We start from the raw sequence: 15,456 nt of genomic DNA, 5'->3' as shown, positions 1-15,456 counted from the left end.
GATGAAGGATCCGCTGGCCAGCTTTATTGCGCTCTATCAGCAATTGGACAAGCAGCAACTGCACCGCTTGCCAGAGGTCTATGCCGAGCAGGTCATTTTCGTCGATCCGGCGCATCGTATCGACGGGCTGGCAGCGCTTACTGACTATTTTGCTGCTATGTATCAGCGCCTCGCATACTGCCGCTTCGAGATCACCAGTCAGCAGCAGCAAGGGCAGGAGGCATGGATCAGCTGGATAATGCGTTTTTCTCATCCGCGGCTGGCCAGCGGTCAGACAGTCACGGTAGAAGGTGCCACTCGACTCACCTTTGACAAGCTTGGTAAGGTAGTGATGCACCGTGATTATTTTGATCTTGGCGCCATGCTCTACGAGCAGTTGCCGCTACTGGGCTCAGTGGTACGAGCGATCAGAGGGAGATTGGGTTCATGAATGGACGCGTATTGATCACCGGCGCCAGCTCAGGGATCGGTCGTCAGCTGGCGCTGGATTACCAGCAGGCCGGGTGGCAGGTGTGGGGCTGTGGTCGGGATGGTGAGCGGTTACAGGAGTTGGCGCAAGCGGGTATCACCCCGCTGCAATTTGATGCCCGTGACCTGGCTGCCATGAAAGAGCTGGCTAGCAGTTTGCCGCCACTGGACTTGCTGATCCTCAATGCTGGAAATTGTGAATACATGGATGTTGCCGAGGGCTTTGACAGCGCCCTGTTTGCCCGGGTGATCGAGACCAATCTCATTGCTACCGGCTATGCGCTTGACGCTTTTTTACCGCTGCTGCATCGGGGAGCGCGGCTGGCGCTGGTCAGCTCCTCTGTCAGCTGGTTGGCCTTGCCAAGAGCACAAGCCTACGGCGCCTCCAAGGCGGCGATTGATTATCTGGCCGCCACCTTGCGCCTGGATCTTGCCGTGAGGGGGATCGGCGTGACCCTGATCCGCCCCGGTTTTGTCAAAACCCCCCTCACCGCGAAGAATGATTTTCCCATGCCCTGTCTGGTGTCGGCGGCGCAAGCCTCCCGCATCATCATGACCGGGCTTGCTGCGGGTCACCATCAGATCCATTTCCCCCGTCGTTTCATCTGGTTGCTGCGCCTGCTTGGGGCGCTACCGGTGGGATTGTGGCTGCGTTTCGGTGGTTCGCTTACTTCGAAAGGACACCATAAATGAAGAAAAGGATAGCCATCATAGGCTCCGGAATTTCCGGTCTCTCCGCCGGTTTTCTACTGCACAAGTTGCACGATGTTACGTTGTTTGAGGCAGCGCCAACCCTGGGTGGCCATACCGCGACCGTTGATGTGAGTCTGGCGGGTCGTAACTACGCCATCGATACTGGCTTTATTGTGTTTAATGACCGTACTTATCCCCATTTTTTGAAGTTGCTGGCCCGGATCGGGGTAGAACGGCAACCCGCCGAGATGAGCTTTTCAGTCAAAAGCCCGGAGGGGCTTGAGTACAACGGTCACAACCTCGACACCCTGTTTGCCCAGCGCAGCAATTTGCTGAGCCCGCGTTTTTACCGTTTTGTTGGCGAGATCCTGCGGTTTAACCGGGATGCTCGCGCCTGGTTGGCCGATTCGCAACTTGAAGGGAATAGCGATCAGCTGACTCTGGGGGATTTTTTGCTGGCCGGTGATTTTAGCGATTACTTCGCTCGTCATTACATCCTGCCCATGGGGGCGGCGATCTGGTCTTCGACACTGGCGGATATGCGCGCCTTTCCGTTGGGTTTCTTTTTGCGCTTTTTTGCCAACCACGGCTTGCTGGATGTGGCAAATCGCCCCCAGTGGTATGTCATTCCGGGCGGTTCGCGGGAATACATTGGCCCGCTCACTGCCGGTTGGCAGCAACAGATCCGGCTCGCTTGTCCGGTGCAGAGCGTGCGGCGGGACGCGGACGGCGTGGTGATCCTGAGTAGTTACGGTGAGGAGCGGTTTGACGAGGTGATCTTCGCCTGTCACAGCGATCAGGCGCTGGCCCTGTTGCAAGATGCCAGTTCAGGGGAGCAAGCCATTCTCGGTGACATGACTTATCAGGCGAACGATGTCTGGCTCCACACCGATGCGAGCTGTTTGCCGAGCCGCAAGAAAGCCTGGGCCAGCTGGAATTATCAGCTCGATGGCAATGACGAGGCGCGGCCGCTGGTGAGCTACAACATGAACATCTTGCAGAGTGTTGAATCCCCGGAACCCTTTTGTGTCAGCCTCAACCCGCAGGGCAAGGTGGATGAGAGCAAGGTGCTGCGTCGCTTCGTCTACCACCATCCGGTGTTCAATCAGGGGTCCATCGCCGCCCAGCAGCGGCGCGCCGAGATTTGCGGTCAGCGCCACACCCATTTTTGCGGCGCCTATTGGTACAACGGCTTTCATGAAGACGGGGTGCATAGCGCGCTGGATGTAGCCGAACGCTTTGGGGCCAGTTTATGAGTACCGCTGCGGCTGAACAGACCATCAGTGCCATTTGGCAGGGGTCAGTGCGCCATCGCCGTTTTGCACCACGGGCGCATGCCTTCTCCTATAGCTTGTTTATGTTGGGGCTGGATCTGGACGAGGTCGCGGCGCTGGATCAGGGGCGCTGGTTCGGCGTGGAGCGGGCGGGGCTGCTCTCCTTTCATCGTGATGATTACCTCAAAGGCAGTCAGGGTAACCTCAAACAGGCGGTGTGGCAGAAAGTGGCAGAGTTAGGTGGCACTGCAGAGCCCGATGAGCGGGTGCTACTGCTTGGCAATGTGCGCTGCATGGGTTTTTACTTCAGCCCGGTCAATTTCTACTTCTGTTACCAGCAGGGAGAGGCGCGTTATCTGCTGGCGGAGGTCTCCAATACTCCCTGGAACGAGCGCCACTACTATCTGCTGGATCTGGCGGCGCTGGCCCCCCACGATAAAGATTTTCATGTCTCCCCCTTTATGGGGCTGGCCATGCGTTATCACTGGCGTATTCGCCCCCCGGTACAAGAGACGCTGATCCACATCGAGAGTCATCCCCAGTCTGGCGAGGCAAAGTTGTTTGACGCGACCCTGGCCCTGAGCCGTGAGCCGCTGTCACGCAAGGGGCTGATGGCGCTGCTGGTGCGCTGGCCGTGGATGACCCTGAAGGTGCTGCTCGGGATCTACTGGCAAGCCCTGCGTCTTTTTATCAAACGAACCCCCATTTTTAGTCATCCGGAGACTCGCTAATGGAATTAGTGCAAGCCACACAATCCGCCTCTTTCATTGAAAAAGGGGCAAAGCAGTTGCTACTCAAGCTGCTGGTGCGCCTCGGCCATGGTCAACTGATCCTGCGAGACGGTAGCGAGCGCCACAGCTTCGGGGTAGCAGGCACCGATCTGCATGCCGAGCTGGTGGTGCAGGATCCCGCCTTCTATCGTCGCCTGTTACTGGGGGGCAGCATAGCGGCTGGTGAGACCTGGGTAGAGGGGCTGTGGACCAGCCCGGATCCGGTAGCGCTGGTGCGGTTGCTGGCCCGTAATATGTCTCTGCTGGACAGCCTGGAGCGGCGCTTGAGCTGGTTGAGTTTCCCCTTCAACAAGGCGCGCCACTGGCTCAATCGCAATACCTTGACTGGATCGCGCTCCAATATCGCCGCCCACTACGATCTGGGCAACACCCTCTATCAGGGCTTTCTCGACAGCCATATGCAGTATTCGAGTGCCATTTATCCAACCGCCGAGGCCACCTTGGAACAGGGGCAGCAGGCCAAGCTGCATACCATCTGCGAGCGGCTCGAGCTGGGGCCGCATGATCATCTGCTGGAGATCGGTACCGGCTGGGGCGGCTTGGCAGTCTATGCCGCCCGTCATTACGGCTGCCGGGTGACTACCACTACCATCTCTCAGGCCCAGCATGACTATGCCAAGGAGTGGATCGCGCGGGAGGGACTGGGGGATCGCATCACCCTGCTGCTGGAGGATTACCGCAAGCTGGAGGGCAGCTATGAAAAGCTGGTCTCCATCGAGATGATCGAAGCGGTGGGCCATGGCTTCCTGCCCGACTATTTCCGCCAGCTGTCACGGCTGCTCAAGCCCGGCGGTCGCCTGCTCATTCAGGCCATCACCATTGCCGATCAGCGTCATGCCCAGTACCTGCGCAGCGTGGATTTCATCCAGCGTTACATCTTCCCCGGTGGCTGTTTGCCGAGTGCATCCCAGATGGCGGGCTTGATTGCCAAAGAGACCGACATGCAGCTGGTGCGGTTGCACGATCACGGCCATCACTACGCTCGTACACTGGCCCACTGGTGCGAGCGCTTTCTGGCGCTGGCACCCGAGCTGCCCAAGTTGGGCTATAGCCAGGATTTCATCCGGTTGTGGCACTTCTACTTCGCCTATTGCGAGGGGGGATTTTGGGAGCGGGCGATCAGTCTGGTGCAGCTGGAGGCGGCCAAGCCGGGGCCGTCTGGTTGGTCAGGTTCACTGCCAGTGAGCGGTCACTAATCATGTGGCAGTGGGCCCACCTGTTGGGGTTCAACCTCTACTGGTTGCTGGCGGTAAAATGGCAGCAACCGGGCCCGCTGCTGGTGATCTTGCTGCTGCATTTTCTCTTCTCACCCAGCCGCAAGGATGATGTGCGGCTTTTGCCCCTGGCGCTTGCCGGGTGTCTGCTTGATCTGCTGCTATGGCAGATCGGGCTGTTCCAGTTTCCTGCCGGTTTTCCAGTTTGGCTGGTGCTGCTCTGGCTCGGTTTCGCCCTCTCCTTGGCTCATGGTATGCGTTGGCTGCTGCGCTTGCCCCTCTGGCAGCAGGCGCTGTTTGGCATAGTGGGGGGCGCCTTCTCCTATGTGGCGGGTGCCGCCATGGGGGCAGTACACTTACCCTGGGGCATCTGGATTAGCGCGGCAGTGCTGACAGTGATCTGGATGTGGTGGTTACCCGTACTGCTGTGGGTAATGGTCAAACTGGAGGGTGAGCCAACATGAACACCTTTTCGAGCGACACTTTGTTGTTTTCCAAATGGACCAAAGAGAGCCAGCATGAGCTGACCGATCGCCACTATCTGGTCGTTGCCTGCCAGCGTGACGCGCAAGGGCAGCTGGTGCAGGTGGTGGTGCTGGATATCAACACCTTGCAAGAACAGGAGATGGACTGGCATGAACTGGAAGACCCCAACCATTGGCATATGGGGTGGAATTAGCCCACTGCTTGCGGCGCTGACTTTACTCATTGCAACGACCGTGCAGGCTTCTGCGGCCCCCTGGCAACAGCTGCGCCCGGTCGGACAGGGCGAGATGAACTGGCTCTGGTTCAAGCTCTACGATGCCACCCTCTACAGCCAGAGTGGCCGCTATCTGCCAGGGGAGTATCCACAAGCTATCACCCTCACTTATGCCAGATCTATTGCGCGAGGCGATTTGCTTAGCGCGACCGCCGAGGAGCTTGCACGGCTGGGGGCGGGTAACAAGGAGCAACGTCAGCGCTGGCTAGAGCAGCTGACTGCTTTCTGGCCCGATGTCGGCGCGGGCGACCAGCTCACCTTCTATGTCGACAAGGGCGGGGCAGGCCAATTCTGGTGGCACAACAAGCCCCTCGGCACCCTTGCCGATCCGCAATTCTCGGCTGCCTTCCTCGCCATCTGGCTGGCTGACAACAGTCGCGATCCTGCACTCACTCGCCGCCTGCGCGGTCAACTCTGAATATGGAGTCTCTGATGTCTTTCTACCGTGCGTACCGCTGGTTACTGTTGCTGCCCCTGTTGTTGCTGAGCGGATGTGGCGCCAGTCTCGATGATTATCGTGGTCAGGGGCCAAACTGGGATCTTGCTCGCTTCTTTAATGGCAAGCTGGTGGCACATGGTCTGGTGACCGACCGTAGCGGCGAAGTGAACAGCCGCTTTCGGGTTGAGATGGTGGGGCGTTGGCAAGATGGCAAGGGGGAGCTGTTCGAGCAGTTCTACTTTGACGATGGTCGTCAGCAGACCCGCACCTGGTATTTGAGCAAGGGCGCTGATGGTCACTGGCGTGGCACAGCTGCCGATGTGGTGGGGGAGGCGGTAGGCAAGACGGAAGGGTTTGCCCTCAACTGGCGCTATCAGCTCGATTTGGTGCTGCCGGATGGCGAGACGGTGCGGGTGAGTTTCGATGACTGGATGTATCTGCTGGATGAGGACCGTCTGATTAATCGTGCTGCAATTAGCAAATTTGGTATCCACCTTGGTGAGGTTATCCTCTACATCGAGCGCCAGCCCTGACGATTCAGGAACGTTACCTCAATGAAAAAGCGCGCCGATGGCGCGCTTTGTGTTTCGCATGGAAGGCCGGATCAGATGATGCGGTTATCTTCCAACATCTTGCGACGGGCCTCTTCTTTGGCCATCTTCTTCTTGCGGTTATCGCAAGGCTCGGGGCAATCGCACTCTTTCTCGATGCCGACCGTACCCAGGCCACCACAGGAGCCGGAGATGGTCTTCTTCTGGAAGATGTAGCCGATAGCCATGGCGGCTATCACCAGCATGAATACCCCGAAGGTGATCAGAAAAATCTGCATCTGTACCTCTTACTTCTTGACCAGATAGGGCTTGAAGGCATCGGAGTAGGCCTCTTCAAAGCCGTCGTCCGTTTTGGTGATCACGAAGATCGCCAAGCCCCGCTCTTTGGCATATGCCAGGCTCTTCTCGGTTCCCATTACCATGAATACGGTCGCCAGCCCATCTGCGGTCATGCAGGAGGGGTGGATGACGGTGACCGATACCAGCCGGTGCTGGATCGGCTTACCGGTGCGTGGGTCTATGGTGTGAGAGAAGCGCTGGCCATCGAGCTCGTAGTAGTTACGGTAATCACCCGAGGTAGCCACGCCGTTATGACCAGGAATGATCACCTCTTGCACCGTGCCGGAGCCCGCAGTGGGCTTCTCGATGGCGACGCGCCAGGGGTGTCCCTTGCTGTTGACACCACTGATCCGCAGTTCACCACCAATTTCTACCAGATAGTTGCGGCTACCGAGGAGTTCCAGATACTCGGCTACCTTGTCTACCCCAAAGCCTTTGGCAATAGAGGAGAGATCGACGTAGAGGTCCGGAATATCTTTTTGCAGGGTGTCGGCATCCACCGAGGTCACTACATGCAGATTACCCAGACCGGTCTTTTGACGGGTTTGGGTGATCAGCTCGTCAGACGGGATCTTGGTTGGCTTTTTGTCCGGGCCAAAGCCCCACAAATTGACCAGCGGGCCAACGGTGACGTCTAGCGCCCCCTGGCTCTCACGGCCAATGTGAATCGCCTCTGTCACCACTTGCGCCGTATCACGGGAGACCACGATCGGGGTGGCACTGCGATGCTGGTTAAAGCGCGACAGCTCGGAATCGGGGCGATAGGTCGACATCTGGTCGTTGACCCGCTCCAGCAAGACATCGACTTCAGCCTGTAATTTGGCGGGATCACTGATGATGCCATCAGCCACTTTGATCGAGTAGTAAGTGCCCATGGTGCTACCGGTGATGTGGATCTCCGGTTTGGTTTGGACCGTTTCCTGACCGCACCCAGTCAAGAAAAAGGCTAGCCCGAAGGCTAGCCAGGTCTTTACAACACTGTGCATGGATTAACCACCAAAGTCATCCAACAGGATGTTTTCGTCTTCAACGCCCAAATCTTTGAGCATGTTGATGACGGCAGCGTTCATCACCGGAGGTCCACACATGTAGAACTCGCAATCTTCCGGTGCCTCGTGGTTCTTGAGATAGCTCTCATAGAGCACGTTGTGGATGAAGCCGGTGTAGCCGTCCCAGTTGTCTTCCGGTTGCGGATCAGACAGAGCGACGTTCCACTTGAAGTTGTCGTTCTCGGCCGCGAGCATGTCGAAATCTTCGACATAGAACATTTCACGCTTGGAACGGGCACCGTACCAGAAGCTCATCTTGCGCTTGGAGTTCAGGCGACGCAGCTGGTCGAAGATATGGGAACGCATCGGCGCCATACCTGCACCACCACCGATGAACACCATCTCGGCATCGCTCTCTTTGGCAAAGAACTCACCGAACGGACCGGAGATGGTCACCTTGTCACCCGCTTTCAGGCTGAAGATGTAAGAGGACATCTGTCCCGGAGGGGCAGTCCAGTTGCTGGGCGGCGGAGTTGCGATCCGCACGTTCAGCAAGATCAGACCGTACTCTTCCGGATAGTTGGCCATGGAGTAAGCGCGGATGATCGGCTCATCGACCTTGGACTCCAGTTCAAAGATCTTGAAGCGATCCCAGTCACCGCGATACTCCTCGGGAATATCGAAGTTTTTGTAGCTCACATGGTGAGCAGGGGCTTCGATCTGGATATAACCACCGGCACGGAATGGTACTGTTTCACCATCCGGGATCTGCAGTTTGAGCTCCTTGATGAAGGTGGCCTTGTTATCGTTGGAGATAACAGTACATTCCCACTTCTTCACCCCGAAGATCTCTTCCGGCAGTTCGATATCCATGTCAGAGCGCACTGTGACCTGGCAGGCCAGACGTTCGCCATGACGAGCTTCGCCCTTGCTGATGTGATCCAGTTCGGTCGGCAGAATGTCGCCACCACCAGATTTCACCCGGACTTTACACTGGCCGCAGGAGCCACCACCACCACAGGCAGAGGAGACAAAAATACCGCTACCGGCCAAAGCGCCCAACAGTTTGCCGCCAGCAGGGCCTACAACAGCCTTGGCAGGGTCACCGTTGATGCTGATTGTCACATCGCCCGCAGTCACCAGCTTGGACTTGGCGAACAGAATGACTGCCACCAGTGCCAGCAGGATCACGGTAAACATGACCACACCCAAAATAATTTCCATCTATCGTTCCTTTCTGATTGCAGGAAAGCCGATTACAGGGAGATACCAGAGAAGGACATGAAGCCCAGAGCCATCAGGCCAGCGGTGATGAAGGTAATGCCCAGACCACGAAGACCGTGCGGAACATCAGAGTACTTCATCTTCTCGCGAATACCTGCCAGCGCAACGATTGCCAGCATCCAGCCTGCCCCTGACCCTACACCGTAAACCACAGACTCGACGAAGTTGTAGTCACGCTGCACCATGAAGGAGACGCCACCGAAGATGGCGCAGTTCACGGTGATGAGTGGCAGGAAGATGCCAAGCGCGTTGTAGAGCGCAGGGAAGTACTTGTCCAGCGCCATTTCCAGGATCTGTACCAGTGCCGCAATCACACCGATGAAGGTGATGAAGCTCAGGAAGCTCAGATCCAGACCGGATACCAGAGCACCATCTTTAAGCACGTAGTTGTAGATCAGGTTGTTGGCCGGAACCGCGATGGTCTGCACCACAATAACAGCAATGCCAAGACCCATAGAGGTCTTTACCTTCTTGGACACCGCCAGGAAGGTACACATCCCCAAGAAGAAGGAGAGTGCCAGGTTTTCGATGAAGATCGATTTAATCAACAGACTCAGATAGTGTTCCATACCTTAATCCTTCGCCTCCACCTGCTTGGGATCCTTGGTGCGAACGCCCCAAATGATCAGACCAATGATGAAGAATGCACTCGGCGGCAGCAGCAGCAGGCCGTTTGGCACGTACCAGCCACCATTGTTCACCAGCGGCAGCAGTTCGAAACCGAACCAGGTACCGGAGCCCAGCAGTTCACGGACGGTGGCGACGCTCAGCAAAATAGCGCCATAACCCAGACCGTTGCCGATACCATCCAGGAAGGAGGGCAGCGGGGCGCTCTTCATGGCGTAGGCTTCGGCACGACCCATCACGATACAGTTGGTGATGATCAGACCCACGAATACCGACAGCTGCTTGGAGATGTCATAGGCGTAAGCCTTGAGCACCTGGTCAACCACGATAACCAGTGAGGCGATGATCGCCATCTGGACGATGATCCGGACACTGTTCGGGATGTGATTGCGAATCAGAGAGATAAACAGGTTTGAGAAGGCGGTGACCGCCATGACCGCCAGGGTCATTACAAACGCTGTCTTCATCTGGCTGGTAACCGCCAGTGCAGAACAGACACCCAACACCTGCAAGGCGATGGGGTTGTTGCCAAGCACCGGCGTCAACAGCAACTTCTTCATTTCGCTCTTGTCAGCCATTGTTGATTTCTCCTGCACGAACCTTGGCCAGGAAAGGACCAAAGCCCTTGGGACCCATCCAGAAGTCGAAGGTATGCTGAACACCGTTACCGGTCAGGGTAGCGCCGGACAGACCATCGATATCATGCTCGGAACCTTCCGGAGCATGGCCCTTGATGACGCGCAGCGCCGGTTCGCCACTTTGGTTGAACAGCTTTTTGCCGACAAACAGTTCGCGCCAAGCCGGGTTTTCGATCTCGCCACCCAGACCCGGGGTTTCACCATGGTCATAGTAGGTGATGCCTTTGATGGTCTGGCCATCAGCAGCTATTGCAACGAAGGCATACATGGTCGACCACAGACCCTGACCGTAGACGGGCAGGATGATGCTGTCGATCTTGCCTTCGCTGTCTTTGGCGAAGAACACCGGGATCTGTTGGGAGATCTGGCGCAGGCTGGCTTTGTCGTCAGCGGCAGCAAGACGAATGCTGGTCGCTGGATTTTTGGCGGCCAGCTTGGTGTCGAAGTTGTCGGCATCCTTGCTGGTCTTACCTTCAACAAAGTTACCGGTCGCGAGGTCGACCAGACGAGCTTCGATATTGTTACCGTATAGCTTGGCGATATCACGCTTGGCTACATCGTTCACATTCACACCCGCTACCGCGAGAATGTTGCTCTGCTTGTCGATCGCCTTATTCTCTTCCTGAGTAGAGCGCAGGCCAACAGCGGCAACGGATACCACGATGGAACAGGCCAGACACAGGCCGGTAACCACGCTGATGGTGCCGAGGGTTGAATCTTTATTAAACGCCACGAGCAATCCTCCGCTTGATGTTTGCCTGAGCGACGAAGTGGTCCATCAGGGGAGCAAACAGGTTCGCAAACAGAATGGCCAGCATCATACCTTCCGGGAATGCCGGGTTGACCACACGAACCAGCACCACCATGACGCCGATCAATGCGCCATACCACCACTTGCCCTTGTTGGTAAAGGCAGCGGAGACAGGGTCGGTCGCCATAAAGGCCATACCGAAGGCGAAGCCACCCAGTACCAGATGCCAGTGCCACGGCATGCTGAACATGGGGTTGGTATCGGAACCGATGACGTTAAACAGCAGGGAGGTAGCGATCATACCGATCATCACACCGGCAATGATGCGCCAGGAGGCGATCCGCATGTAGACGATCATGGCGGCACCCAGCAGGATCATCAGGGTAGAGACTTCACCGATGGAACCTGGCAGGTTACCAAGGAATGCGTCCATCCAGCTGATAGCCTGGCCGGTTGCACCGTGGATCAGTGCCATCTGGCCGCCTTGAGCCCACTGGCTCAGGGCGGTAGCGCCGGAGAAGCCGTCAACGGCAACCCAGACTGCATCACCGGAGATCTGGCCCGGGTAGGCGAAGAACAGGAACGCACGACCCGCAAGAGCCGGGTTCAGGAAGTTCTTGCCGGTACCACCGAACACTTCTTTGGCCATTACCACACCGAAAGTGATACCCAGCGCAGCTTGCCACAGGGGCAGCTCTGGCGGCACGATCAGGGCAAACAGGATCGAGGTGACGAAGAAGCCTTCGTTGATCTCGTGTTTGCGCACCATGGCGAACAGCACTTCCCAGAAGCCACCGACCAGGAATGCGGTCAGGTATATAGGGAAGAAGTGGGTAGCGCCGATCAGCATCTTGCTGCCGATACCGGCGACAGCCGGATCGAGGGAGGCGCCCAGCATGGTCGCCAGCGCATATTGCCAGCTGCTGGCACCAGCAGCCGAACCCATATGGGCAATGGCGGCAATCGCCTGGTTACCTACGTTGAACATGCCCCAGAACATCGCCGGGAACACGGCCAGCCACACCATGATCATCATACGCTTCAGATCGAGCGCATCACGGACGTGGGCAGCATTACGGGTAACGGTACCCGGGGTGTAGAACAGGGTGTACGCCGCTTCGAACAGGACGTAGTACTTGGCGTACTTGCCACCCGGCTCGAAGTGGTGTTCCATATTTTCAAGAAGTTGCTTGAAACTCATTGCTTAACCTTCCAGTTCAATCTTGGTCAGGCACTCACGCAAGACTGGGCCGTACTCTGTCTTGCCAGGGCAGACAAAGGTACAGAGCGCCAAATCTTCCTCATCCAGCTCCAGGCAGCCCAGTGCTTGCGCACCATCGCTATCGCCAGAGATCATGTCTCGCAGCAGCAAGGTTGGCAGGATGTCGAGTGGCATCACCCGCTCATAGCTACCAATCGGTACCATGGAGCGGTCACTACCGTTGGTAGTGGTGGTGAAGTTGATCAGCTTGCCTTTCATCAGGTGAGAGAGGGTGGTGCGGGTGATGGAGAACTTGTTGGCGCTGGGGTTGATCCAGCCAAGGAACTCTTTCTCGCGACCTTCGCCCAATGCACAGACCTGATTGTGATAACGGCCGAGGTAGTCGTGAACCCCTTCGGCTTTGGCACCACTGAGGATAGATCCGGAGATGACACGGTTTTCGTCGGCACGCAGCTCATTGTTGGTCAACTGGCTGATGCAGGCACCCAAACGGGTACGCAACAAACGAGGTTTGAGCACGTTCGGACCGGCCAGCGCGATCACCTTGTCGGTGCAGATCTGACCGGTGGTGAACAACTTGCCGAATGCGATCACATCCTGATAGTTGATGTGCCACTGCACCTTGGTGCTACTGACCGGATCCAGGAAGTGGATATGGGTACCTGGCAAACCGGCAGGGTGTGGCCCGACGAAGATCTCTTCCTTGACCTGAGCCAGCGGAGAGTGGGGCAGACTGCCTTCGCCTTTACAGACATAGACGGTGCCGTCGGTCAGGCGGGTCAGGACGGCCAGACCATCGAGGAATGCCTGGGGCTGTTCCTTGATAATCAGCTCGGCACTGGCGGCCAGCGGGTTGCTGTCCATTGCAGTAACAAAGATGGCGCGCGGGGCAGAGCCTACCGCCGGCACTTTGCTGAATGGACGAGTACGCAATGCAGTCCATTGACCTGATGTGATCAGGATATCTTGCACCTTGCTGCGCTCGAGCTTGGCCAGCTCGGCAGAAGCAACATGCTCAAAGGTCACCTGTTCATCAGATCCGTCGAGGTCGATGACCACAGACTGGAGAATACGTTTGGCACCACGGTTGATTTCTGAAACCACACCGGTTGCGGGAGCTGTGAATTTAACGCCCGGATTCTTCTTGTCTTCAAAAAGATCCTGACCTTTGATGACGCGATCACCTACTTTGACGAACATAGTAGGTCGCATCCCCACGAACTCCTCGCCCAGTGTCGCAACACGGGTGATGGCGGGGCCATCGTAGATTACTTGCTCTGGCGCACCCAGCACGGGGATGTCCAGTCCTCTTTTGATTGTAATCATACTCAATTGCACTACCGTTACGGGAAGAGAGGTTGGTTAGCGCCGAGAAATACATCACGACGGGTGGTTGAATGAGTCGCTGCTGTGGTCACGCCAAATATTCCGGCCTAACAATTATTCAACATGCAAGGTCACTCAAAAGCGCTTGAGTTTACCACTTAAGGTGCATTTTCTGCCATGCCAAATGGGTAAAATCCCCGTGCCATCACAAAATTAACCTGCAATGAATAACCCTCTAACGCCTTGTAAGTCGTGGTTTTAAAGGTTTTTTTATTTGAGTACCTCGATAGGGGTATTTGTTGTTATCTCAGCTATCAACAAAAGTGATCACCCTGCAAAATATCCCTTTGGATGTAGCCTTTTACGGTCTAATTGGGGAAGATTGTTGCATTTTTGTGTGGCGACCCCCGGTGGGTGGATGAGGGCAGCGCTTTGCTCAGGAGAGGGACGGCTTGCCAATACAGCTTGGGGTGCGGGGGGCATTACCCTTCTCCTGCCACTCGTTCTCTGTGTAGGTATGCAGAGCCAGTGCATGAACAGCGCCTGCCAGCTCATCGGCCAGAATGGCATTGACCTGGCGATGGCGAGCCAGCAGCCGTTGCCCTGCAAATTGCTCGCTGACGATCACCACCTTGAAGTGGCTCTCTGAACCCGGTTCCACACGGTGCATGTGGCTTTCGTTGATCACCTCCAGCAGAGTCGGGGAGAGGGCGGTGGTCAGCTTGGCTGCAATCAGTTGTTGGATAGTCATCGGGTCTGCTTCCAGAGTGAATGTCGGGCCATTCTAGCGACAGTTGCGGTATGGAATAAGCCCCCGAAAGGGAGAAATCGCCGTCGTTCGCCCGCTTGATGCGCATCGAACTGGTGAAATTTCTGCTCCTCGCTAGAATAGCGCCACTTTGCGTCACCCCTGGCGCCTGTATACACGAACCAAGCCGAGGTTGGACTCTTCCTATGCAAACCCTTCTCGACACTCCCCACTGCCAGCTCATGCTCTACCGCTATCCGCGCCAGAGTCAGGAGACCCTGCAAGCCTGGGATGCGGCTGACGAATATCTGATCAACACCCTGGCTGAATCTCCCCTCGAGCAGGCGGGTCCGGTGATCATCATGAATGACGGCTTCGGGGCGCTGGCCGCCTATCTGCATCCTCACTCCCCCTGCTGCGTCACCGACTCCTATATCAGCGAGCGGGCAACCCTGGCCAATCTGGCCGACAACGGGCTCGATGCTGACGGAATAACGCTGCAGGATGGACTGGCGCCGCTGCCGAATGCCCCCGTGCTGGTGGTGATCAAGGTCTCCAAATATCAGGCGCTGCTGGAGCAGCAACTACTGGCGTTGCGTCAGGTGGTGACACCTGCAACCCGCGTCATCGCCGCTGGCAAGGCGAAGGATATTCATACCTCCACCCTCAAGCTGTTCGAGAAGTATCTGGGGCCTACCCGCACTTCGCTGGCCTGGAAAAAGGCGCGCCTCATTCACTGCGAGCCGCAGGCAGAGCAACCCGCGCTGGCCAATCCGTTCCCGACCGTATGGCCGCTGGAGGGGACCGACATGCTGATCCACAACCATGCCAACGTCTTCTCGCGCACCAGTCTCGATATCGGTGCCCGCTTTATGCTGGACAATTTACCGGTCAACAGTGCGCGGAAAGTGATCGATTTGGGTTGTGGTAACGGGGTGCTGGGCCTCTCGCTGCTGGCAAAAGACAGTGAGGTCGAGGTGACCTTTATCGATGAATCCTATATGGCGGTTGCCTCGGCACAGCTCAACGTCGAGCACAATCTGCCCGATGCACTGCCGCGCGCCTGCTTTATGGTCAACAACTGTCTCGATGGCGTGGCGGTCGGCTCGGCGGATCGGATCCTCTGCAATCCCCCCTTCCATCAGTTGCAGGCGATCACCGATCATATCGCCTGGCAGATGTTCAGCGATGCGCACCGGGTGTTGCCTCAAGGGGGTGAACTCTGGATAGTAGGCAACCGTCATCTGGACTATCACAACAAACTCAAGCGCTTGTTTGCCAACGCACAAGTCGTTGCGTCGAACAGCAAATTCGTTATTTTGAAAGCCATCAAACGCTAAAG

At 56.8% G+C, this 15,456-nt stretch carries 19 protein-coding genes; 10 read left to right on the top strand and 9 right to left on the bottom strand.

Going from position 1 to position 15,456, the window contains the following annotated elements; genetic code table 11:
• The first annotated feature begins 1 nt into the window (after position 1).
• Genes ACY8FN_RS19440 through ACY8FN_RS19400 form a run of 9 tightly spaced genes read left to right on the top strand, consistent with a single transcriptional unit; the run spans position 2 to position 6,172 of the window.
• Entirely contained in the window at positions 2-430 is a 429-nt protein-coding gene (locus ACY8FN_RS19440) for a nuclear transport factor 2 family protein (protein ID WP_139691399.1), read from the top strand.
• Positions 427-1,161, top strand: coding sequence for an SDR family NAD(P)-dependent oxidoreductase (locus tag ACY8FN_RS19435; protein WP_463100946.1), 735 nt, complete (start codon positions 427-429; stop codon positions 1,159-1,161). Before ACY8FN_RS19440 ends, ACY8FN_RS19435 begins: the two co-directional genes overlap by 4 nt.
• Complete coding sequence (locus ACY8FN_RS19430) at positions 1,158-2,417, top strand: NAD(P)/FAD-dependent oxidoreductase (protein ID WP_463100945.1); 1,260 nt, start codon at positions 1,158-1,160, stop codon at positions 2,415-2,417. Before ACY8FN_RS19435 ends, ACY8FN_RS19430 begins: the two co-directional genes overlap by 4 nt.
• Positions 2,414-3,166, top strand: a complete 753-nt coding sequence (locus tag ACY8FN_RS19425) for a DUF1365 domain-containing protein (RefSeq protein WP_463100944.1) — start codon at positions 2,414-2,416, stop codon at positions 3,164-3,166. Before ACY8FN_RS19430 ends, ACY8FN_RS19425 begins: the two co-directional genes overlap by 4 nt.
• The gene (locus tag ACY8FN_RS19420; RefSeq protein ID WP_463100943.1) at positions 3,166-4,422 is read left to right on the top strand and encodes a class I SAM-dependent methyltransferase; all 1,257 of its coding nucleotides are present in this window, start codon (positions 3,166-3,168) and stop codon (positions 4,420-4,422) included. The genes ACY8FN_RS19425 and ACY8FN_RS19420 overlap by 1 nt, the downstream gene beginning before the upstream one ends.
• Before the next feature lie 2 nt (positions 4,423-4,424).
• The gene (locus ACY8FN_RS19415) at positions 4,425-4,904 is read left to right on the top strand and encodes a DUF2878 domain-containing protein (protein WP_463100942.1); all 480 of its coding nucleotides are present in this window, start codon (positions 4,425-4,427) and stop codon (positions 4,902-4,904) included.
• On the top strand, positions 4,901-5,119 hold the full coding sequence (locus tag ACY8FN_RS19410) for a TIGR02450 family Trp-rich protein (protein ID WP_463100941.1): 219 nt from the start codon (positions 4,901-4,903) through the stop codon (positions 5,117-5,119). Before ACY8FN_RS19415 ends, ACY8FN_RS19410 begins: the two co-directional genes overlap by 4 nt.
• Positions 5,076-5,618 carry a chalcone isomerase family protein gene (locus ACY8FN_RS19405; protein ID WP_463100940.1) on the top strand — a complete coding sequence of 181 codons (543 nt, stop codon included), beginning with the start codon at positions 5,076-5,078 and terminating at the stop codon, positions 5,616-5,618. The genes ACY8FN_RS19410 and ACY8FN_RS19405 overlap by 44 nt, the downstream gene beginning before the upstream one ends.
• 14 nt (positions 5,619-5,632) lie before the next feature.
• A complete protein-coding gene (locus tag ACY8FN_RS19400; RefSeq protein ID WP_463100939.1) occupies positions 5,633-6,172 on the top strand; it encodes a DUF3833 domain-containing protein in 540 nt (179 codons plus the stop codon).
• Positions 6,173-6,243: 71 nt separating this feature from the next.
• Here ACY8FN_RS19400 and nqrM read toward each other — a convergent pair whose 3' ends face one another.
• The 9 genes from nqrM to ACY8FN_RS19355 form a co-directional block, all read right to left on the bottom strand.
• Positions 6,244-6,468, bottom strand: coding sequence for a (Na+)-NQR maturation NqrM (gene nqrM, locus ACY8FN_RS19395; protein WP_042019960.1), 225 nt, complete (start codon positions 6,466-6,468; stop codon positions 6,244-6,246).
• Positions 6,469-6,477: 9 nt separating this feature from the next.
• On the bottom strand, positions 6,478-7,515 hold the full coding sequence (locus ACY8FN_RS19390; protein WP_139717753.1) for an FAD:protein FMN transferase: 1,038 nt from the start codon (positions 7,513-7,515) through the stop codon (positions 6,478-6,480).
• A gap of 3 nt (positions 7,516-7,518) precedes the next feature.
• Entirely contained in the window at positions 7,519-8,742 is a 1,224-nt protein-coding gene (gene nqrF / locus ACY8FN_RS19385) for an NADH:ubiquinone reductase (Na(+)-transporting) subunit F (protein WP_101316197.1), read from the bottom strand.
• Positions 8,743-8,774: 32 nt separating this feature from the next.
• A complete protein-coding gene (nqrE, locus tag ACY8FN_RS19380; protein WP_042019965.1) occupies positions 8,775-9,371 on the bottom strand; it encodes an NADH:ubiquinone reductase (Na(+)-transporting) subunit E in 597 nt (198 codons plus the stop codon).
• 3 nt (positions 9,372-9,374) lie between these two features.
• Positions 9,375-10,007, bottom strand: a complete 633-nt coding sequence (locus tag ACY8FN_RS19375; protein WP_042019967.1) for an NADH:ubiquinone reductase (Na(+)-transporting) subunit D — start codon at positions 10,005-10,007, stop codon at positions 9,375-9,377.
• Entirely contained in the window at positions 10,000-10,800 is an 801-nt protein-coding gene (locus ACY8FN_RS19370) for a Na(+)-translocating NADH-quinone reductase subunit C (protein WP_101316196.1), read from the bottom strand. The genes ACY8FN_RS19375 and ACY8FN_RS19370 overlap by 8 nt, the downstream gene beginning before the upstream one ends.
• The gene (locus ACY8FN_RS19365) at positions 10,790-12,019 is read right to left on the bottom strand and encodes an NADH:ubiquinone reductase (Na(+)-transporting) subunit B (RefSeq protein WP_463100938.1); all 1,230 of its coding nucleotides are present in this window, start codon (positions 12,017-12,019) and stop codon (positions 10,790-10,792) included. Before ACY8FN_RS19365 ends, ACY8FN_RS19370 begins: the two co-directional genes overlap by 11 nt.
• A gap of 3 nt (positions 12,020-12,022) precedes the next feature.
• The gene (locus ACY8FN_RS19360; RefSeq protein WP_101316194.1) at positions 12,023-13,366 is read right to left on the bottom strand and encodes a Na(+)-translocating NADH-quinone reductase subunit A; all 1,344 of its coding nucleotides are present in this window, start codon (positions 13,364-13,366) and stop codon (positions 12,023-12,025) included.
• 436 nt (positions 13,367-13,802) lie between these two features.
• Positions 13,803-14,117 carry a BolA family protein gene (locus ACY8FN_RS19355; protein ID WP_463100937.1) on the bottom strand — a complete coding sequence of 105 codons (315 nt, stop codon included), beginning with the start codon at positions 14,115-14,117 and terminating at the stop codon, positions 13,803-13,805.
• Between the two features lie 203 nt (positions 14,118-14,320).
• Between ACY8FN_RS19355 and ACY8FN_RS19350 the strand changes: the two genes are divergently transcribed.
• A complete protein-coding gene (locus tag ACY8FN_RS19350) occupies positions 14,321-15,454 on the top strand; it encodes a methyltransferase (RefSeq protein ID WP_463100936.1) in 1,134 nt (377 codons plus the stop codon).
• The last annotated feature ends 2 nt before the right edge of the window (positions 15,455-15,456 follow it).

The sequence above is a fragment of the Aeromonas sp. 160P genome, assembly GCF_055193095.1.
The sequence above is the reverse complement of the archived record's forward strand: the minus strand, read 5'-3'. Positions and strand labels throughout refer to the sequence as shown.